This is a genomic window from Mesorhizobium sp. M0778 (assembly GCF_040320105.1).
Lineage (GTDB): Bacteria > Pseudomonadota > Alphaproteobacteria > Rhizobiales > Rhizobiaceae > Mesorhizobium.
The window spans coordinates 59,267-77,580 of record NZ_JAMYPA010000007.1 but is presented as its reverse complement, the minus strand read 5'-3'; the positions used below and the strand labels follow the sequence as shown (position 1 = coordinate 77,580).

General features: G+C 62.7%; 18 protein-coding genes. 10 read left to right on the top strand and 8 right to left on the bottom strand.

Annotated elements, in window-relative coordinates; all coding sequences use genetic code 11:
- The first annotated feature begins 72 nt into the window (after positions 1 to 72).
- The 6 genes from NKI22_RS12235 to NKI22_RS12210 all read left to right on the top strand — a co-directional run bounded on the left by NKI22_RS12235 (position 73) and on the right by NKI22_RS12210 (position 7,329).
- Positions 73 to 2,796 carry a DUF2339 domain-containing protein gene (locus NKI22_RS12235; protein ID WP_352494852.1) on the top strand — a complete coding sequence of 908 codons (2,724 nt, stop codon included), beginning with the start codon at positions 73 to 75 and terminating at the stop codon, positions 2,794 to 2,796.
- 153 nt (positions 2,797 to 2,949) lie between these two features.
- Entirely contained in the window at positions 2,950 to 3,468 is a 519-nt protein-coding gene (locus NKI22_RS12230; protein ID WP_023719875.1) for a sigma-70 family RNA polymerase sigma factor, read from the top strand.
- Positions 3,465 to 4,259 (top strand): anti-sigma factor family protein, encoded by a 795-nt coding sequence (locus NKI22_RS12225; RefSeq protein ID WP_352481851.1) that lies wholly within the window; start codon positions 3,465 to 3,467, stop codon positions 4,257 to 4,259. Before NKI22_RS12230 ends, NKI22_RS12225 begins: the two co-directional genes overlap by 4 nt.
- A gap of 208 nt (positions 4,260 to 4,467) precedes the next feature.
- Positions 4,468 to 5,574, top strand: coding sequence for a peptidase C39 family protein (locus tag NKI22_RS12220; RefSeq protein ID WP_023719873.1), 1,107 nt, complete (start codon positions 4,468 to 4,470; stop codon positions 5,572 to 5,574).
- Positions 5,571 to 7,034 carry a RimK family ATP-grasp domain-containing protein gene (locus NKI22_RS12215; protein ID WP_023719872.1) on the top strand — a complete coding sequence of 488 codons (1,464 nt, stop codon included), beginning with the start codon at positions 5,571 to 5,573 and terminating at the stop codon, positions 7,032 to 7,034. Before NKI22_RS12220 ends, NKI22_RS12215 begins: the two co-directional genes overlap by 4 nt.
- Positions 7,035 to 7,056: 22 nt before the next feature.
- Positions 7,057 to 7,329 (top strand): DUF3303 domain-containing protein, encoded by a 273-nt coding sequence (locus NKI22_RS12210; protein WP_023719871.1) that lies wholly within the window; start codon positions 7,057 to 7,059, stop codon positions 7,327 to 7,329.
- A 91-nt stretch (positions 7,330 to 7,420) separates the two neighbouring features.
- On the opposite strand, the gene NKI22_RS12205 is transcribed toward NKI22_RS12210, so the two are convergent.
- The 3 genes from NKI22_RS12205 to ygfZ form a co-directional block, all read right to left on the bottom strand.
- On the bottom strand, positions 7,421 to 9,559 hold the full coding sequence (locus NKI22_RS12205; protein WP_352481847.1) for a putative bifunctional diguanylate cyclase/phosphodiesterase: 2,139 nt from the start codon (positions 9,557 to 9,559) through the stop codon (positions 7,421 to 7,423).
- Positions 9,560 to 9,623: 64 nt separating this feature from the next.
- On the bottom strand, positions 9,624 to 10,256 hold the full coding sequence (locus NKI22_RS12200; protein ID WP_023719870.1) for a YfbR-like 5'-deoxynucleotidase: 633 nt from the start codon (positions 10,254 to 10,256) through the stop codon (positions 9,624 to 9,626).
- Positions 10,256 to 11,116 (bottom strand): CAF17-like 4Fe-4S cluster assembly/insertion protein YgfZ, encoded by an 861-nt coding sequence (ygfZ, locus tag NKI22_RS12195; RefSeq protein ID WP_352788919.1) that lies wholly within the window; start codon positions 11,114 to 11,116, stop codon positions 10,256 to 10,258. Before ygfZ ends, NKI22_RS12200 begins: the two co-directional genes overlap by 1 nt.
- A gap of 83 nt (positions 11,117 to 11,199) precedes the next feature.
- Between ygfZ and NKI22_RS12190 the strand changes: the two genes are divergently transcribed.
- A complete protein-coding gene (locus NKI22_RS12190) occupies positions 11,200 to 12,531 on the top strand; it encodes a dihydroorotase (RefSeq protein WP_352788917.1) in 1,332 nt (443 codons plus the stop codon).
- A 34-nt stretch (positions 12,532 to 12,565) separates the two neighbouring features.
- Here NKI22_RS12190 and NKI22_RS12185 read toward each other — a convergent pair whose 3' ends face one another.
- From NKI22_RS12185 to NKI22_RS12170, 4 genes are all read right to left on the bottom strand, one after another.
- Positions 12,566 to 13,369 carry a hypothetical protein gene (locus tag NKI22_RS12185; RefSeq protein WP_352814819.1) on the bottom strand — a complete coding sequence of 268 codons (804 nt, stop codon included), beginning with the start codon at positions 13,367 to 13,369 and terminating at the stop codon, positions 12,566 to 12,568.
- Positions 13,370 to 13,465: 96 nt separating this feature from the next.
- Positions 13,466 to 13,723 (bottom strand): hypothetical protein, encoded by a 258-nt coding sequence (locus NKI22_RS12180; RefSeq protein ID WP_023677749.1) that lies wholly within the window; start codon positions 13,721 to 13,723, stop codon positions 13,466 to 13,468.
- A gap of 374 nt (positions 13,724 to 14,097) precedes the next feature.
- A complete protein-coding gene (locus NKI22_RS12175) occupies positions 14,098 to 14,475 on the bottom strand; it encodes a TIGR02301 family protein (RefSeq protein ID WP_023719865.1) in 378 nt (125 codons plus the stop codon).
- A gap of 48 nt (positions 14,476 to 14,523) precedes the next feature.
- On the bottom strand, positions 14,524 to 14,949 hold the full coding sequence (locus NKI22_RS12170; protein ID WP_352481843.1) for an NUDIX hydrolase: 426 nt from the start codon (positions 14,947 to 14,949) through the stop codon (positions 14,524 to 14,526).
- Positions 14,950 to 15,072: 123 nt separating this feature from the next.
- Here NKI22_RS12170 and NKI22_RS12165 point away from each other — a divergent pair, with 123 nt between their 5' ends.
- The gene (locus NKI22_RS12165; protein ID WP_352814821.1) at positions 15,073 to 15,834 is read left to right on the top strand and encodes an SOS response-associated peptidase; all 762 of its coding nucleotides are present in this window, start codon (positions 15,073 to 15,075) and stop codon (positions 15,832 to 15,834) included.
- Between the two features lie 57 nt (positions 15,835 to 15,891).
- Here the strand turns inward: NKI22_RS12165 and NKI22_RS12160 are convergent, their stop codons facing one another.
- On the bottom strand, positions 15,892 to 16,041 hold the full coding sequence (locus NKI22_RS12160; protein WP_023677745.1) for a hypothetical protein: 150 nt from the start codon (positions 16,039 to 16,041) through the stop codon (positions 15,892 to 15,894).
- 419 nt (positions 16,042 to 16,460) lie between these two features.
- On the opposite strand from NKI22_RS12160, the gene cysS reads away from it, so the two are divergent.
- Both cysS and NKI22_RS12150 read left to right on the top strand, forming a co-directional pair.
- Positions 16,461 to 17,930, top strand: a complete 1,470-nt coding sequence (gene cysS / locus NKI22_RS12155; protein WP_352494858.1) for a cysteine--tRNA ligase — start codon at positions 16,461 to 16,463, stop codon at positions 17,928 to 17,930.
- A complete protein-coding gene (locus NKI22_RS12150; protein WP_352788908.1) occupies positions 17,927 to 18,313 on the top strand; it encodes a VOC family protein in 387 nt (128 codons plus the stop codon). The genes cysS and NKI22_RS12150 overlap by 4 nt, the downstream gene beginning before the upstream one ends.
- The last annotated feature ends 1 nt before the right edge of the window (position 18,314 follow it).

The following is an 18,314-nucleotide window of genomic DNA, read 5'->3' as shown; positions in this document are numbered from 1 at the left end:
TCTGGCCGCCGCATTTGAATGTCACTGAACATTGAATGTCAGTGACGACTGGCCTGGTTTGGGGGAACCGCCATGTTTGAAAGCCTGATTGGCCTCGTCGCCATCATCGCGCTGTTCGTCATCATTTCACGCCAGCAGAGCCGTATCGGCCTGATCGAGCGCGAGCTTGGCGCGTTGCGCAGCCTCGTGCTTTCGGGCGCGCCTGTCCTGCCGCCGCAAGCCAAGGAACCGGCTGCAAACGACAGCAAACCGGCGGATAGCGCAATCCCGCCGGCGGCGGCAGCCGACATGGCCGCATCGCCAGGGGCCGAGACCGCAGCGGTCGCATCAGCTGCAGAGGCAGAAGCCGATACCGCGGCGCCGTCCGCACCGGAGCCGGCGCAACCGGCGGCAGCGGCGAAAGCCGCCCGCCAATCCGACGTCGAAACGGCGCTCGGTACCCGCTGGGCGGTCTGGGTCGGCGGCATCGCGCTGGCGCTGGGCGGCCTGTTCCTGATCCGCTACACGATCGAGGCCGGCATTTTCGGGCCAGGCGTGCGGCTTTTCATGGCGGCGGCACTTGGGCTGGCGCTGGTCGGCGGCGGCGAGTTCATCCGGCGCACCGGCTTCAGGGTGCCGGTGCAAGGTGCCGCCGGTGCCTATATCCCGGCGATCCTGACAGCGGCCGGCGCCTTCATCCTGTTCGGCACGGTCTACGCCGCGTACAGCATTTACGGTTTCATCGGCCCGGCGCTCGCTTTCACGCTGCTCGGCGCCATCGGCGTGGCGACGATCGCGGCAAGCCTGGTCCACGGTCAGGCGCTGGCCGGCGTCGGCCTGCTCGGCGCCATGGTGACGCCGCTACTCGTCGCCTCGCAGGCGCCCAATCCGTGGGCGCTGTTTGGCTATCTGGCGATCGTGCTCGCCGCCACCGGCGTCATTGCCCGCATCCGCGACTGGAGGCTCTTGATGGCCGCAGCCTTCGTCGCCACGGGCATCTGGACCATCTTCTACATGACCGAAGCGCCGGGGACGAACCTTTCCGTCATCCTCTTTATCGACGTGGTGACACTGGCCGTGCTCGCCTTCGTTTGGCTTGGCCGTCGCAGCGAAGCGGTCGCCGACACCGGCTTCGACTGGCCGTCGATCGCGCCGGGGTTCTTCGTCGCTCTTTCAGCGCTGGCCCTGTTCGTCGATCCGGTCTTTGCCGCCGCCGGCGATGCCTTGCAGGGAGCAGCCCTTATCGTAGCCCTGGTGGCGATAGCGCTCTACCGGCCGCGAGCGCTTGCACTGCTGCACGCCGCCGGGCTGGCGACGGTGCTGGTCTATCTCGGCATCATTCCGCCGACCACGGTCGCCGCCGATTTTTCGGGCGGCGCTCTCGGTGTCGATGGCGTGCCGGTTGTGGGGTCTGATGCCTTGATGCTCAGGATCGGCATCGCGCTGGGCCTGGTCTTCATCGGCGCCGGCTTTTGGGCAGCGCGCCGTTTTGCGGCTCCTGGCTGGCTGCGCGCCGCCACATGGGCGGCCTGGAGCGCTGTCGCGCCACTGGTCATCCTGCTGGCGCTCTGGTTCACCTTCGGCAATCTCGACCGTGACCTTGCTTATGCGGCCGCAGCGGCCGTTTTGGTCGGGATCTTCGTCGCCGGCGGCGAATGGATAGCGCGCGGCGAAGCGCCGCCGCTGACCGGCGGCGCTGCCGTCTCCTTCGCGCTCGCCGGCGCGGCGATCGCCGGCCTGCTGATGCTGCACATGGCCTTTGGCTCCGGCTGGACAACCGTCCTGCTCGGAGCAGCCGCCGTTGTGCCGGCACTGGCGACGCGCTGGCGTAGCTATCCGGTGCTTGGCTGGATTTCGGTCGGTGCGGTGATCGCAGTGCTCGGCCGTGCCGCCTTCGACCCGACCATCGTCGGTGCCGAGTTCCTGTCGAAAACACCCGTGTTCAACTGGCTGCTGCTCGGATATGGCGTGCCGGCGCTCGCCTTCGGCTTTGCCGCCTGGCAACTCGCCCGCACAACCAATGGCCGGCCGCGCCTCGCCATGGAGGCCGGCGCCGCGCTGTTTGCTCTGCTCGCCGTTGCCATGCTGGTGCGTCATGCCATGCATGGTGGCGTCATCGACAGCGGCTCGATGACACTTGCCGAACAGGCGATTTATACGCTGATTGCCATCGGCGCCGGTGCAATCCTGGTCGCCATCGACATGCGCTCGCCAAGCTCTGTGCTGCGTTACGGCTCGATGGCTGCCGGGGTGCTCTCGGTCGCCTTCATCGTCATCCGGCATTTTGTGGTGCTGAACCCGCTGCTGACGGATGAATCGACCGGCGGCATTCCGGTGTTCAACCTTCTGTTCCTGGCCTATCTGTTGCCGGCAGTCGCGACAGGCGCACTGGCGCTCTATACCCGCGACAAGCGGCCGAAATGGTATGCGGCCATGCTTGCGGTTGTGGCGGCGGTGCTCGCCTTCGTCTATGCCACGCTGTCGGTCAGGAGGCTGTTCAAGGGCGAGTTCATCGGCCTGTGGAGCGGCCTCGGTCAGCTCGAGACCTATACCTATTCGGCGCTCTGGTTGGCCATCGGCGTGGTGCTGCTCACCGCCGGTGTCTGGCTGAAGTCGCAGGTGCTGCGCATAGCGTCTGCGGCGCTGATCGCGGTCGCCGTGCTCAAGGTCTTCGTCTTCGATATGTCGGAGCTGGAAGGCGTGTTGCGGGCGCTGTCCTTCATCGGCCTCGGCGCGGTGCTCATCGGCATCGGCTTGTTTTATCAGCGGCTGCTGACAAGGGCGGCGAAAGAAAAGCTCGAGACGAGCAATAGCTGACGATTTCAATTTGGCCGGGAATAAAGCTGGCATCGGCAGCGTTATTCAGTTGCTTGGGTGACCGGGGCGGCGGACCGCTTCGCGCTGGCCGCTTGCGCCGCGCCGCAAAGGCGCGTTCAATCACCACGGACAGGGGCTCCAGAACCAGCGGTCATGGACGAAAAGAAGGCAGCAATCCTTGGTGAAATACCGCGTTTGCGCCGCTATGCACGCTCGCTGTTGCGCGACCGCGATTCCGCCGACGATCTCGTCCAGGATTGTCTCGAGCGGGCGCTTGTGCGGCTCGACAATTGGCAGACAGGAGAAAGCCCCAGGAGGTGGCTGTTTACGATCATGCATCATTTGTTCATCGACCAGATGCGCAAGGTGAACCGGCGCGGCGAGGCGGCGATGCTGCCGCTCGAGGCAAGCGAGGCGCAGGCAGCACCCGCCGAGCAGGTCGAGAGCATCGCCTCGCGCGAGATCGTCGACGCGCTGCAGGCGATCAGCCCTGACCGGCGCGCGGCACTTGTGATGGTCGCCATCGAAGGGTTTTCCTATGCCGAAGCCGCCAACATCCTTGGGGTTCCCGCCGGCACCTTGATGTCCCGCATCGCGCGCGGGCGTGAGGAACTGCGCGCGCTGCTGGATGATACCGCGCGCCGCCGCTCGATAAGGATCGTCGAGAAATGAGCCGGCGCGATTTCTCCGAACGCGACATCCACATGGCTCTCGATGGCGAGTTGCCGGGCGACGAGCGGACGGCCTATGAGGCATGGCTCGAGGCCAATGCCGAGATGAAGGCCAAGAGTGCACGCTACGCCGCCGACCGGGCAGCATTGCGCGCAGCCTTTAACGGCGTGCTGGACGAACCCGTACCGGTGCGGCTGAACAAGGTGGTGCTTGGCGAGGCGTCGGTGGTCAGAGCGGCGCCGTCGCGCTCGCGTTGGTGGCTTGCGGTCGCCGCTGCCGCCATGCTGGTGATTGGCGGTGCTGGCGGCTATCTTGCCGGCATCGGCGGCCTCGGCCTGGAAAATACGGCCGAGGACCAGCTTGCCGAAGAAGCGATCGCCGCCCACGTCATCTATGCCGCCGAAAAGCGGCATGCGGTGGAAGTGCCGGCAAGCGACAAGGATCATTTGCAGAGCTGGTTGTCGAACCAGGTGGGTTTGAAGCTCGTCGCGCCGGATCTGGCAGCGCAGGGATTCCAACTGGTCGGTGGCCGGCTGCTGCCTGCCGGCCAGGGCAAGGCCGCGATGCTGCTTTACGAGGACGACAAGGGCGCGCGCATTTCGCTCTTCGTCACCGCCGAATCGGCTGCCAAGGCCAAGGGCACCTATGGGTCGGAAGAAGATGGTCCTGCGGCTGTCTACTGGCTGGACAAGGGTTATGGCTGCGCCGTCGTCGGCTCGCTGCCGCGCGAGCGGCTGGCCGCGGTGGCCAAGAGCGCCTATGGCCAGCTTCTGGCGGCCTTGCAAAGCTGAGCAGGATCTCATTTTTCCGGAGCCGCGCCGATGCCGAAACACGGAGGTCGCTCAAAGCCTTTGCGCGACCTGCCTGCTGTCAAAACTGTCACAATTCGGCCCTAATCGAGGTGCGATAGCGCTTGCTTAATGCTGGCACTTCGGCTGGTGTGACCGATGTTTAGACTAGGGTCGTTTCCACAACCCAATCGAGGTTTTCTGAGCCCGCATGCCTGCCGAGATTCGCAAGGCCCGCGCGTCCGACGTCGATGACCTCGCCGCCATCGAAAAAGCTGTTTTCTCGAGCGACCGCATTTCTCGCCGTTCCTTTCGCCAACTGATCGAACGCGACACCGCCGAACTGCTGGTTGGCGAAAGCGATGGCCGCGTCGCCGGCTATGCAGTCGTGCTGTTTCGCAAGGGCAGCGGCGTCGCGCGGCTCTATTCGATCGCCGTCGGTCCATTTTTCGGCGGCCGTGGCGTTGGCCGCCTTCTGCTGGAAGAGGCCGAGACCGCTGCTTTCGAGCACGGCCGCATGATGCTTCGTTTGGAAGTCCGCGAGGACAACCCGCGCGCGATCCAGATCTACGAGCGGAGCGGCTACCGCAAGATCGGCCGCGAACCGGACTATTACGAGGATGGCGCCACGGCGCTGCGCTATGAAAAGACCTTGCGTGGCGACATTCCGGTCGCCACCGAAGTGCCGTTTTATCAGCAGACTTGCGAATTCACTTGCGGACCATGCTGCCTGATGATGGCGATGGCTTACTTCGGCCCCGGCTTCGTGCCGGACCCGGTGATGGAAATCCGGCTGTGGCGTGAGGCGACGACCGTTTTCATGATGTCCGGCCCCGGCGGCTGCGAGCCGTTCGGGCTGGCCGTCGCCGGCTATGAGAGCGGGCTTGCTGCTGAGATCTATGTGTCCTTCTATGGCGCGCTTTTCCTGCAATCGGTGCGCAGCGAAGACAAGCGCCGGGTGATGGAGCTGGCGCAGGTCGACTTTCGCCGCCGCGCGGAACTTTACGGCATCCCGGTGAATTACCGTTCATTCGGGCTTGACGACATTCGCACCGCGATCGCAGAGGGAAAACTGGTACTGGTCCTGATCAGCGGCTTCCTGATGTTCGGCAAAAAGGTTCCGCACTGGGTATTGGCCATCGGTGACGACGGCGATCACATCCTGATCCACGACCCTTGGGTCGAGGACGAGCGGCAGGAGACGATCCTCGATGCTGCCAACATTCCCGTGCCTTACGGCATCTTCATGAACATGGCGCAATTCGGCCGCGACGGATTGCGCGCCGCCATCACTCTCGGAAAGCGCGACAGCCAATGACCTGGGTCATCCTTACCGGCCGGCAGAACGATCTCGACCAAGTGGCGACGCCGCACAAGATCATCACCAATCGCGACTACCTTGCCCATCCGGCACTGTTTCGCGGGCAGCGGCCGAAGGTCATCAACCTGTCGAACAATTACGGCTACCAGAGCCGCGGCTATTACGCCTCGCTGCTCGCCGGTTCGCGCGGCCATAAGGTCATCCCGACGGTCGAAACGATGATCGACCTGTCGGAGCGCAAGCTCTATGAGCACGCGTTGCCGGAACTCGAACTCGCACTCAACAAGTGCCGCAAGGACCTGGGCGGCGCTTTCCCGCAGAAGGTCTGCATCTTCTTCGGCATCGGACCGTCCAGGATCTGGGACCGCTTCGCCAAACTGCTGTTCGACTGGTTCCGTGCCCCGGCGCTTGAGGTCCACATCAGGGACAGCGCCGAATGGGCCTCGATCCGCAAGATTGGCTTCCATCCCCTGGCCAGGATGACCGAGGACGAGGAAACGCACTTTCTCCAGTGCCTGGAGACCTACACCAACCGCGAGTGGCGTGACACCAAGGGCCGCACGCCGGCGCGCTACACTTTCGCCACGCTGGTCGATCCGCATGAGGAACTGCCGCCGTCGGAGATTTCGTCGCTGCGCCACTGGGCCAAGATCGCTGAAAAGATGGGCGTCGAAATCGAGCCGATCACCAAGCGGGATCTGGCCAAGCTCGCCAACTACGACGCGCTGTTCATCCGCGAGACCACCTCGATCTCCAACCACACCTACCGCTTTGCCCGCCGCGCCCAGCAGGAAGGCATGCCGGTCATCGACGATCCGCTGTCGATGATCCGCTGCACCAACAAGGTCTATCTCAACGAGCTGATGACCTACAACAAGGTACCGGTGCCGCCGACGGTGATGATAGCCGGCATCTCGGATCTGGAAGTTGCGGCGCAGACGCTGGGCTTCCCCCTGGTGCTGAAGATCCCGGACTCCTCGTTTTCGCGCGGCGTCAAGAAATGCGGCACCTTCGAAGAGTTAAAGACGCTCGCAACCGAATGGCTGGAGGATTCCGACCTCCTGATCGCGCAAAAATTCATTCCGACGGAATATGATTGGCGCGTCGGTGTCCTCGGCGGCCAACCCTTGTTTGCCGTCCATTATCTGATGGCCAAGAAGCATTGGCAGATCGTCAATCATAAGGCCAACGGCAAGCCCGACCAGGGCGGCATCAAGACCTTCACCCTGAAGGAAGCGCCGGCCCATGTCGTCGAGACGGCGGTGAGCGCGGCGCGCTGCATCGGCGACGGCCTCTACGGAGTCGACCTCAAGGAGACCAGGGACGGCGTCTTCGTCATCGAGGTCAACGATAACCCCAACCTCGACCACGGCTGGGAAGACTCCGGCGAAAAAGACGAGGTCTGGGTGCGGCTGACGCAGTGGTTCCTGGAGCGATTGGACCGGCCGGGCCGATGACATCCGAATTGAGGGGAAAAAGATGCTGTTCTTCGTAACCGAGGATTTTCGCGGCTGCGACCGTAAGGAGATCTACCGCCGTTTCCGCGACCAGGGCCGCCTGAAGCCGGACGCGCTGCTCGTGCACCACAGCTGGATCGCAGCGGATATGAGCCGCTGCTTCCTGCTGGTGGAGGCCGATGACGTCACACTCCTGCAGCGGTGGGTCATCGAATGGGCGGATCTGGTCGAATTCGAGATCGTTCCCGTGGCGACGAACAAGGATATGGTGGAGGCGTTGAGCGGACATCTCTGACCTGCGCGCGCTTCGACGAGGTATATCCAGACATTGTATTGATGGCAGATGTCCAGGCTGAGCCGATGACTGGCTCGCCCGGCTGTCGCACTTAGCCGGATTGCCTGATCGTCGCGTTCGACTTCAGCAGCCGGTTGATGTCCGACGCTTTCGATGGCACGCCGATCAAATAGCCCTGGGCCTCGACGCAGCCCTCCTTTTGCAGGAATTCAAGCTGCGCTTCGGTCTCGACACCCTCGGCGGTGACGGTGATGCCCAGCTGTGCGCCAAGCCCGATGATGGTGCGCACGATCGCCGCGGTATCGCGACTGTCGATGTCACGGGTGAAAGAGCGATCGATCTTGATCTTGTCGACGGGAAAGCGCCTGAGGTAGCCGAGCGAGGAATAGCCGGTGCCGAAATCGTCCAGCGCTATGCGGACACCCAGATCGCGCAGCTGCCTCAGTGTCTTGAGCACCAGATCGCTCTCGTCCATCAGCACCGTTTCGGTGATTTCCAGTTCAAGCCGGTTGGCCGGCACGCCCGAGAACGCCAGCGCCGAGATGACGCTGCGGGCAAAGGTGCCGCTTTTGATCTGCACGGCGGAGACATTGACTGCGATGCGCAAAGGCGCCCAGCCTGCCGCGGTCGTGCAGGCTTTCCGCAGCGCCCATTCTCCAAGCGGCACGATCAGCCCGGTCTCCTCGGCGGCCGGAATGAAGTCGTCCGGACGCACCAGGCCGCGCACTGGCGAACGCCAGCGCATCAAGGCTTCGGCACCGACGATTTCGCCGGAGGCGATGTTCATGATCGGCTGGAAATCCAGCTCGAATTCCCGGCGCGACAGCGCCGCCCTGAGATCGATTTCGAGCGCCCGGCGCGCGCGCACCATCGCATCCATGGCTGGTTCGAAGAAACGGTAGAGGTTGCGCCCTTCGCTCTTTGCCCGATAGAGCGCCATATCGGCGTTTTTCAGCAAAGTGTCGGTGTCCTTGCCGTCATTCGGAAACAGCGCGATGCCAACACTGATGCCGACGCGCATGTCGTGTCGCTTGTCGCGAAACGGCTTTCCGATGATCTCGACGATGCGTTTGGCCAGTTTTTCCGCATCGCCCGGGCTTTTGAGATTGAACTGGATTATGACGAATTCGTCGCCGCCGAAGCGAGCGACAACGTCCGTTTCATTGCGCAGGCACCGTTGCAGCCGTTCGGCCACGCATTTCAGCAGCCAGTCGCCGGAAGGGTGGCCCCAAGTATCGTTGACCGCCTTGAAGTGATCGAGGTCGAGCGAGAATATCGCCAGCGATCCGTCTTTCGTCTCGCTAAGGGCTTGGTCGAGCCGTTCGCGAAGCATCGAGCGATTGGGCAGGTTGGTCAGTGTGTCGTGATGCGCAAGGTGGGTCATGCGCTCTTCCACGCGCCTGCGCTCGGTCACGTCGTCGAATGTCGCGACCCAGCCGCCGCCGCTCATCGGCCGGCGTGCAACCAGCAGCGTTCTGCCATCGGCAAGATGGCGATGCGTTACGTGTGTTTTGCCCGCCCGCAGGCAGGCTTCGATTTGCGAAATTTCGCTGTCGGGGTCGAGCTTTGTGTAAATGCCCAGTTCCAGCAGCCGCTTAAAGGCATCACGGTGGCTCATGCCAAGCGGGAGGTCGGCCGGCCTGACATGGTAAAGTTCCAGAAAACGTTCGTTGCGCACGATCAGCTTGCCGTCCGCGTCGTACATCAAAAGTCCTTGCGACATGTTGGCAAGTGCCGCGTCGAAACGGCGGTGCTGCTCCTTCAACTCCTGCTCGGCGCGCCGTTGCTCGGTGATATCCTCGTAGATCGATACCCAACCGCCCGACGCCAGCGGCCGGTGCGAAATGTTGACGATACGCCCGTCTGCAAGCGTTTCCTCATAGGTGGAAGGTTTTGCCTGGTCGATATAGGGCTTGCGAATGGCATAGAGTTGCTCAGCGCTTTGCGAGGCGATGCCGATGTCCACGCTGTGCTGGAGGATGTCGAAAAACCGGATGCCGGGCCGTACCACTTCGGCGTCGAGGCGAAAGATACTGATGTAGTTCCTATTGCAGATGATCATCCGTTCATCGGCATCGAACATGCACAGGCCATGCGACATGTTCTCGACCGCTGCCGAAAAACGCTCGTTCTGTTCGCGCAGTTCGTCTTCAATCCGTTGCGGCAGACCAACGCCTTTGACCCGTCGTCGGCGGACGGACGAACCTGCCTTGATACCGGCAACGGGCATGTAGCGCGCCTATGGACCGTGGTTAACCACGGCACTCTTGTCCTTGCCGGTTAATTTACCGTTTTCAGCCGGCTGGAACGGCAGTCTGGCGTCGCGACTTCTCGATCGCCGCAAACCGTTTGAGAAAGGCATTCTGCGCCCAGGTCACCGAGCGCGGCGTGACATCGAAGCGCTCGGCATTGAAGCCGCGCGGCCGGCCGAAGAACTCCGTCGCCTCTGCCGTTGAAAAACCCGCAAGCAGCGTCGCTTCGAAATAAGCGGCGATCTGATCCGCTCGCTTGATCTCCTTGCGCAGTCCCGCGTCGAGTTCCGCTGGCAGCGAAAAGCGCAGATGGATGGCGCGCTGCAGCCTGATCTCGCAGTCCCTGTAGCTGCCGCCCATCACGGACTTGAACGGCGAGATCATGTCGCCGATGACATATTCCGGCGCGTCGTGCAGCAGCGCCGCCAACCGCGCATCGGCGTCGGCATCCGGCATCAGCTCGCCGACAAGCGTTTCGACGAGCAGCGAATGCTGGGCGACCGAAAAGGCGTGCTCGCCTCTGGTCTGGCCGTTCCAGCGCGCGACGCGGGCAAGGCCGTGAGCGATATCCGAGATCTCGATGTCGAGCGGCGAGGGGTCGAGGAGATCGAGCCGTCGCCCGGACAGCATGCGCTGCCAGGCGCGCGGCGGCGCCCCGGCGCGATCGGCCGCCATCAGGCCTCCTCCGCGCCGACGGCTTCCTGCGGAAAGCTGAATTTCGCCCAGGGCGGGATGGTGAGCGACACGGCGACATCGTCAGCCAGGATCGGCAGGCCGGCGTCGAACGCTGCCTTGACCCGGTCGATGCGGGCAATGGCGAGGCCTGTCGTGCCGGCGGTCGAGCCAAGCGTGCCGACCGGCCGCCCCTCCACGGTCAACTCTGCGCCCGAGGCGGGCAGGGAGCGTTCGGCCGAGACGATCAACACCCGGCGTCTGGCAGTGCCGCGATGCTGCATGCGCGAGACAACCTCCTGGCCGACATAGCAGCCCTTCTTGAAGCCGACGCCGCCGATCTCGTCGAGCAGCACGTCATGCGGAAACGCATCGCCGAGCTGATAGTCGGTGCCGCTTTCGGCAATGCCATGGGCGATGCGAAAGGCTTGCCATGCGGCAAGGTCGCCTCCTTCTGCGGTGCCATCATAGAAGCGTTTGACGATAGCATCGACGAACCGCGCATCGGCAAACGGTGCTGATTCAAATTGCGAGGCAGTTGAAGCGCTTTCCCATAGGACGGTCACAACAGGCTGATCCAGCTTGGAAATTTGGACTTTAGCGCGCAACTTGTAGAGCGTCAGCCGGCGCATGAAATCGTCGGCGGTCTCGGCACGGCATTCGAGGCGGAAAGCATTTTCGCCGGCGCGCGAGATCAGGAAGTCGAACAGGACCTTGCCTTGCGGCGTCAGCAGGGCGCCGGGCTTTGCTTCGCTGCTGCCGAGCACGTCGAGGTCGGTAGTCAGGATATTCTGCAAGAAGTGCCCGGCATCCGGCCCAGACACGGAAAGGAGTGCGCGATCTCTGAGCGAGGCAAAGGGCATGGTGGGAAAACGAGCCTGATCTTGCAAAACTGTCGGCCATTACGTAAGCCGCTGGCACTTCCCCCGCAAGAGACCTGATCCGCATGGCCCCCATCTACGATCTCATCCTGACAGGTGGCACCGTGGTCAACCACGATGGCGAGGGTTTTCGCGACGTCGGCATCAATGGCGGGCGCGTCGCTGCCATCGGCGATCTCCGCCAGGCGTCGGCCGGCGAGACAATCGACTGCCGCGGATTGCATATCCTGCCGGGCGTCGTCGATAGCCAGGTGCATTTCCGCGAGCCGGGACTGGAGCACAAGGAAGATTTGGGGACGGGCTCGCGGGCAGCGGTGCTTGGCGGCGTCACCGCCGTCTTCGAGATGCCGAACACCAATCCGCTGACCACCAGCGAGGCGACTCTTGCCGACAAGGTGCGGCGGGCCACCGGCCGCATGCATTGCGACTTTGCCTTCTGGGTCGGCGGGACCCGCGACAATGCAAAAGACGCCGGCGATCTCGAGCGGCTGCCGGGTGCGGCCGGCATAAAAGTGTTCATGGGCTCGTCCACCGGCGACCTGCTGGTCGAGGACGACGAAGGCGTTGCCTCGATCCTGAGGAACACACGCCGCCGCGCCGCCTTTCACTCCGAGGACGAGTTCCGGCTGCGCGAGCGGCTCGGCGAGCGCATCGAGGGCGATCCGTCCTCACATCCGGTGTGGCGCGACGAGATCGCCGCATTGCGCTGCACCGAGCGCCTGGTGCGCATCGCGCGCCAGGTCCGTGCCCGGATCCATGTGCTGCACATCTCGACCGCCGAAGAGATAGGCTTCCTCGAACAGCACAAGGATGTCGCGACTTGCGAGGCGACGCCGCATCATCTGACGCTGAGCGCAGATGACTATGCGCAGTTAGGCACGCTGATCCAGATGAACCCGCCGGTGCGCGCCGCGCGCCATCGCGAGGGGGTCTGGCAGGGCATTGCGCAAGGCGTTGTCGATGTCCTCGGCTCCGACCATGCGCCGCACACGCTGGCCGAGAAGGCAAAACCTTATCCGGCGTCGCCGTCAGGCATGACCGGCGTGCAGACTTTGGTGCCGATCATGCTGGATCATGTCAACGCCGGCCGGCTGACGTTGCAGCGCTTTGTCGACCTGACCAGCCATGGCCCACAGCGCATTTTCGGCATCGCCAGGAAAGGCCGTATTGCCGCCGGCTACGATGCCGATCTGACCATCGTCGACCTGAAGCGCCGCGAGATCATCGCCAACGCCCAGCAAGGCTCCAAGGCCGGTTGGACGCCTTATGACGGCAGGCAGGTGACCGGCTGGCCGGTCGGCACTATCGTTCGGGGCCGGCGCGTGATGTGGGAAGGCGAGATTGCCACGCCAGGCCAAGGCAGGGCGGTGGAGTTTTCCGAGGCGTTGGCGGGCTAAGCTCCCTGCCTCAATAAGGGCCAGGCCTGACCACTCAATCCCCAGCGACGAAGAACGTCCATTGCCCGGTCGGCGTGATGCCGACGCGGTAGAAAATGTAGGCGCCGAACTGCTTCATGTTGTCATAGTCGCTGGCAGTGACGATCTTGAATAACTCGACCCGCTGCCTGGCATCGAGCTTGTCCAACGGCAGGGCGAAAAAATACGGCCAGACGTAGAGATCCTGCGGCGTGCCTGCATCGACATGGACATAGCCGGCATTGAGCACCTCTTCCAGGATGGCGAGGATTTCCTGGCCTTCCGTGTCGCCTGAAAGCCCTTTCAGGAAGGCGATCGGGTCGCCCTCCATGTCGTCCAGCGACAATTGGGTCATCATGTCGCCCGTGCCGATCAGCGGCCGCAGTCTTTCGATGTCGCCGCTTTTGCACGCCTCGACGATCAGATCGTGCATGCGCCTGACCGGTTCCGGCAACTTGGCAAGGTCGTAAACGACTTCGGGCACAGGCGCGTCCGGATCGACATGCGGATTGGCCATGCCGCCATCGTCCGCTGGCCCTTTCGGTTCGGTTTGCCTTGGCTCGTCGGACGGAGTCGGCTGGCTGGCTGCAGGTGGCGTCGTGCCGAGCGGGCCGGGCATCGGCACGGTACTTCCGGGCGGCGACATGTCGCCGTCGGGCGGCGGCGTGACCGGCGAAGGCAGGTCTTCGCGCTTGATCTCGCTGAGGGCGTGAGCGGGACTGCTCGCAAGAAACAGTGCAAGGGGAATCGTGGCGCAGGAGGTGATAAGCCAAATGCTGAGGACCAGGCCGCGCGGCTTGCCTGATATCGAAAAATTCACCGCCTGCTACTCCCTGGTTCCAGGCCCACTCATGTGCCCGGACATGATGTGCCCGGACATGATGTCCGGCGACGCGCCGTCGTCAAAGAACCGGGGTCAGTGCCGCAGCCTTTCGGGCTCGAAGGCCCCGGCAATCACCTTTTCGCGCATGCGATCGAGCAGGGCAAGCGCCGAGGTCTCGCCATTGGTTCGCAGCATCTCGCCGAATGCCGTTTCGAGGGCTGCCTCGGCGATGATTTCCGGCTCGATCCCCGCCGACAATCCTTCCGCCCAGGCTTCGCTGTGGCTTTCCACGGCGGTCAGGCGCTTTTCTTCCCTGACCAGCGCGTCGATGTCGTTGACGCCATGTTCCATTGCGATGTCCACCCTTTCAAGCGGTGATCCGTTGGATAGGGATCAAGCTTGAGTTGTCCCTTTTACACGCAGGCGAAGTAAGTACTTGTAAATGCGACATTTTTTTGGTCGTTTTCTACAAAACCCGTCGCATTAAGCAAACCTGCGTCCGATCCGTTTCAAACTTAGCCGATTAGGCCGGCCAAGGGGACGGAAACCTTCAGTTTGAGTTAATTTCACATCTGCGCGCTAACGTTTCGTTAACATAGTTGCAAAAGTGCAACATCAGGTTTGCACCAAGACCTCACCCGAGGCAAGCGGAGAAGTGTCGAACGCGTCCGCCGCCAACAGCGCCGACGCTTGATTCCGCTTTGCCGGAACGGCAGCTGCCGCCGTCAGTTCCCGTAGCGCGAGGCGATGTCGCGAGACAGTGTCTCGCCTTCCTTCATGTAGCGGCTGATGGCTTCCGTCGCCGAGGCGGTGCATTGCGTATAACTGCCGCCGAAGGATCGGTAGCCGCGGTTGAAGCTGGCGATGAAGCGGGCGCGCCGCTCAGGGTTCGGATTTTCTGATGCGATCAGTTTTTCCATCTCGGCCCGCCACCGGTCGCCCTTCTCGCCGCATAGATTGCGCAGGAAATGCAACGAGCCGAGCACTTCCGCCAGCCGCAACAGCCCGGGCTCGAACGGCGCCTCGGCGGCAATGGCAGGACGCAAGCCGACAACCACACTAACGGCGAGGCAGGCGGCGAGAAACGGTGATGTGCGGTTCATGAGCCCTTGTGCTGAAACAATTTGTTGCCTGCAAGGCGATTCTCAAGCTCAGTTCGCGCCGCCCTTGCTGGTGGCCAGCAGGTCGTCGGCGATATCAAACACTGCATCGGCAAGCTGCATCGCTGTCATTTCGGCCAGTGTATAGAAGGCGGCGGTTTCGGCGTCGTCACTGGCCACCGCCTCGCCGCCGGCATAGTTGGCCCCAAACACCGTCAGCCGGTAGTCGACCGGATGCCCGTCGCCGCTGCCGTCGATGTGGATTTCCCGCAGCGGCCGGTAGTTGCGCGCCTGCAATCCGGTCTCTTCCAGCAATTCGCGCCTTGCTGCCTGTTCCAGCGTCTCGCCGGCTTCGACCTTGCCACCGGGAAAGGCATAAAGGCCCTGCGAGGGCGGTCTGGCCCGCTTGACCAGCAGCACCGTGTTCTCGCGCACGACGCAGACCGAGACTGCCGGAATGATCTTACGTGCTTCCATGGGTTCCCGATCGCTCGATTGGCATAGCCCGTTGTGGACCGGCCGTCGGCGAACAGCTTTAGCGGTTGCGAAAGGCAGGTTCCATGGTCACTTTCACATGTCACCCATTCGAGAGCTGAATTCATGTGCGGACGCTTTGCCTTGACCGCCACTCCGGACCAGACCGCCGCCCTTCTCGGTCTGGCGGAGTTGGAGGAGTTTCCGCCCCGCTACAATATCGCGCCGACGCAGCCGGTGCTGATGGCGCTCGCCGGATTGCCGCAGGCGCCGGGCTCGAACCTGCCCGACCGCCGCTCGATGCTGGTGCGCTGGGGCCTGATCCCGGCCTGGGTCAAGGATACGCGTAACTTCCCGCTGCTGTTCAACGCGCGTTCTGAGGGGGCTTCGGAAAAGCCGTCGTTTCGCGCTGCCATGCGCCATCGCCGCGCCCTGGTACCGGCTTCGGGATTCTACGAATGGCACCAAACCGCTGGCAGAAGAGGGCAGCCCTATTGGATGCGGCCAAAGCATGGAGGGCTTGTCGCCTTCGCCGGGCTGATTGAGACGTATGCCGAGCCGGGTGGCTCGGAAATGGACACCGGCGCCATTCTGACCGCCCACGCCAATGCCGATACTGCCCATATCCACGACCGCATGCCGGTGGTGATCCATCCCGAGGATTTCGCGCGCTGGCTGGATTGCCGCACGCTCGAGCCGCGTGATGTGGCCGATCTGCTGAGACCCACCCGGCCCGATTTCTTCGAAGCGATCCCGGTTTCCGACCTCGTCAACAAGGTCGCCAATACCGGGCCGGAGATTCAGGAGAAGGGCGTCGTCGAGCCTGAGCCCGAGAAGGTCAAGCGCCAGAAGTCCGGCGCGAACGACAGTCAAATGACATTATTTTAGCGAAAGCTACTATTTCCAGGACACCGTGAGCGCCTCAATCTTCACCCGACGGCATTCTCAGGCAGCGCGTGGCGACACGATCTTCTGTGCCGGCTTCTTCTTCTTCGCGGTGTGCAGAAGAGCTGCGACGATTGCTGCCGGGCCGATCGCCCGGTAATGGCTGGCGAGCGCCGGTTGCTTGGCGCGGTTGGATTCTTGCTTAGGCATTATTCTCTTCCCTGGTAACGTCTTCGTGTCTGCGTTTGCTGGCCGAATCCGACCAAATCGTGACGCTTGCTGATCTAGCCGGCGAATGTTTCATGACAGTGCCGATCTGTTTAATAAAATGTTTCAGTGGCTCATTTCCTGTGAGCCAACGATATTTTTGGCGAAGGTAGCGACTTGACGGCAACACCGGGCAAGGCGATAAAGCCGGCCATGAAAACGTCTTTCGCCATTTGTGGCATTTGCATTATCGACTAGCCTCGCGCTGGTCCTGGACGTTTTCGCCTCATCTCCTCCCAGATTGGACAAACGCCCCGGCCAGCAGGCTGGAGCTCGATTTTGCGCCTCGGCGTGACCGACTCCATCCAGAGCACGATCCCAAAAGATCATGCTCAAACAAAGTAACGCACCGGAACGCACGTATGTCTGAAGCATCGAAGAGCCTGCGCCTCTACAACACGCTAACGCGGAGCAAGGAGGATTTCTTCCCGATCGATCCGCGCAACGTGCGCATGTATGTCTGCGGCCCGACGGTCTACGACTTCGCCCATATCGGCAATGCGCGGCCGGTGATCGTCTTCGACGTGCTGTTCCGTTTGCTGCGCCATCTCTACGGGCAAGCGCATGTCACTTACGTCCGCAACATCACCGACGTCGACGACAAGATCAACGCTCGCGCGCTGCGCGATTTCGGCGGCGAGATTGCCTTGGGCAAGCTGTCGCTGAACGAAGCGATCAGGCGGGTCACCGAAAAGACCGCCGATCAGTTCCACAAGGACGTGGCGGCGCTCGGTTGCCTGGAACCGACGGTCGAGCCGCGCGCCACCGAGTTCGTCGAGCCTAGGCCCGACGGCAAGGTCGACATGATCCTCTTGATTCAACGCTTGATCGAACGCGGCCATGCCTATGTCGCGGCTGGAGAAGTCCTGTTCGACACCGCTTCCATGCCGGACTACGGACAGTTGTCGAAGCGCAATCTCGACGAGCAGCAGGCAGGCGCCCGCGTCGCCGTCGATGCGCACAAGAAGAACCCGCAGGATTTCGTGCTGTGGAAATTGTCTTCGCCCGAGGAACCGGGCTGGGAGAGTCCGTGGGGCAGGGGTCGGCCGGGCTGGCACATCGAGTGCTCGGCGATGTCGGCCGCCTATCTCGGCGAGGTGTTCGACATCCATGGCGGTGGTCTCGACCTGATCTTTCCACACCACGAGAACGAGATCGCCCAGTCACGTTGCGCCCACGGCACCGAAACGATGGCCAAGGTGTGGATGCACAACGGTTTCCTGCAGGTCGAGGGCCAGAAGATGTCCAAGAGCCTGGGCAATTTCTATTCGATCACCGAACTGCTGGAGACGGAGACTTTTGGCGGCCGCAAATGGCCGGGCGAGGTGCTCAGGCTGGCGATGCTGATGACGCATTATCGCGAGCCGATCGACTTTTCCGTACGCAAGCTGGAAGAGGCGGAGAATACGCTGCGCAAATGGAAGCGAGCGGCCGATCTGGCGCCGCCAACGGCAAAATCGGTGCCGGCGGATGTGATCGAAGTGCTGTCGGATGACCTCGCCACCTATCCCGCATTCCAGTTGCTGACCCAGTTGGCTGGCGATGCTGTTGATTTCGACGCTGGTAGCAGCAACGCAGCCGCCGAAGACAACGATGCTGCCACTTTGCTGAAGGCATCGCTGCTGTTCCTCGGCTTCGACGTCGCAACAGCCAAGGTGGATGAAGACGCCATTGCCAAAGCGATCGCCAAACGCCTCGCGCTGATCGCCGCCAAGAACTGGGCCGAGGCCGACCGCATCCGCGACGAGTTGCTGGCGCAAGGCATCCAGTTGAAGGACGGCAAGGACCCTGTCACCGGCGAACGCATCACCACCTGGGAGGTAAAAAGATGATCGATCATCTCGGCATCACCGTTTTGGATTTCGACGTGTCGAAAGCTTTTTACGACAGGGCGATGGCGCCGCTTGGTGCCTCGCTGCTCTACATGGTGCCGCAGGAATATACCGGCGGCGCCAAGGTCGGCGGCTACGGCCGCGACCGGCCAGTGTTTTGGCTGCATGCCGGCAAGGACAAGCCGAAGGATCATCAACACGCCGCTTTCACGGCGCGCAGCCGTGCCGAGGTCGATGCCTTTCACGCGGCGGCAATCGCCGCCGGCGGCAAGGACAATGGCGGGCCGGGCCTGCGCCCGCACTATCATCCGAACTATTATGGCGCCTTCGTCTTCGATCCCGACGGCAACAATGTCGAGGCGGTCTGCCATGCTCCGGAGTAAA

Excerpts from the sequence above, each read along its gene's own strand:
- NKI22_RS12210 (WP_023719871.1), top strand. The coding sequence starts at position 7,057 with ATGCTGTTCTTCGTAACCGAGGATTTTCGCGGCTGCGACCGTAAGGAG.
- NKI22_RS12205 (WP_352481847.1), bottom strand. The coding sequence starts at position 9,559 with ATGCCCGTTGCCGGTATCAAGGCAGGTTCGTCCGTCCGCCGACGACGG.
- NKI22_RS12170 (WP_352481843.1), bottom strand. The coding sequence starts at position 14,949 with ATGGAAGCACGTAAGATCATTCCGGCAGTCTCGGTCTGCGTCGTGCGC.
- NKI22_RS12230 (WP_023719875.1), top strand. The coding sequence starts at position 2,950 with ATGGACGAAAAGAAGGCAGCAATCCTTGGTGAAATACCGCGTTTGCGC.
- NKI22_RS12235 (WP_352494852.1), top strand. The coding sequence starts at position 73 with ATGTTTGAAAGCCTGATTGGCCTCGTCGCCATCATCGCGCTGTTCGTC.
- cysS (WP_352494858.1), top strand. The coding sequence starts at position 16,461 with ATGTCTGAAGCATCGAAGAGCCTGCGCCTCTACAACACGCTAACGCGG.
- NKI22_RS12225 (WP_352481851.1), top strand. The coding sequence starts at position 3,465 with ATGAGCCGGCGCGATTTCTCCGAACGCGACATCCACATGGCTCTCGAT.
- NKI22_RS12215 (WP_023719872.1), top strand. The coding sequence starts at position 5,571 with ATGACCTGGGTCATCCTTACCGGCCGGCAGAACGATCTCGACCAAGTG.
- ygfZ (WP_352788919.1), bottom strand. The coding sequence starts at position 11,116 with ATGCCCTTTGCCTCGCTCAGAGATCGCGCACTCCTTTCCGTGTCTGGG.
- NKI22_RS12200 (WP_023719870.1), bottom strand. The coding sequence starts at position 10,256 with ATGGCGGCCGATCGCGCCGGGGCGCCGCCGCGCGCCTGGCAGCGCATG.
- NKI22_RS12150 (WP_352788908.1), top strand. The coding sequence starts at position 17,927 with ATGATCGATCATCTCGGCATCACCGTTTTGGATTTCGACGTGTCGAAA.
- NKI22_RS12190 (WP_352788917.1), top strand. The coding sequence starts at position 11,200 with ATGGCCCCCATCTACGATCTCATCCTGACAGGTGGCACCGTGGTCAAC.
- NKI22_RS12165 (WP_352814821.1), top strand. The coding sequence starts at position 15,073 with ATGTGCGGACGCTTTGCCTTGACCGCCACTCCGGACCAGACCGCCGCC.
- NKI22_RS12180 (WP_023677749.1), bottom strand. The coding sequence starts at position 13,723 with ATGGAACATGGCGTCAACGACATCGACGCGCTGGTCAGGGAAGAAAAG.
- NKI22_RS12220 (WP_023719873.1), top strand. The coding sequence starts at position 4,468 with ATGCCTGCCGAGATTCGCAAGGCCCGCGCGTCCGACGTCGATGACCTC.
- NKI22_RS12160 (WP_023677745.1), bottom strand. The coding sequence starts at position 16,041 with ATGCCTAAGCAAGAATCCAACCGCGCCAAGCAACCGGCGCTCGCCAGC.
- NKI22_RS12175 (WP_023719865.1), bottom strand. The coding sequence starts at position 14,475 with ATGAACCGCACATCACCGTTTCTCGCCGCCTGCCTCGCCGTTAGTGTG.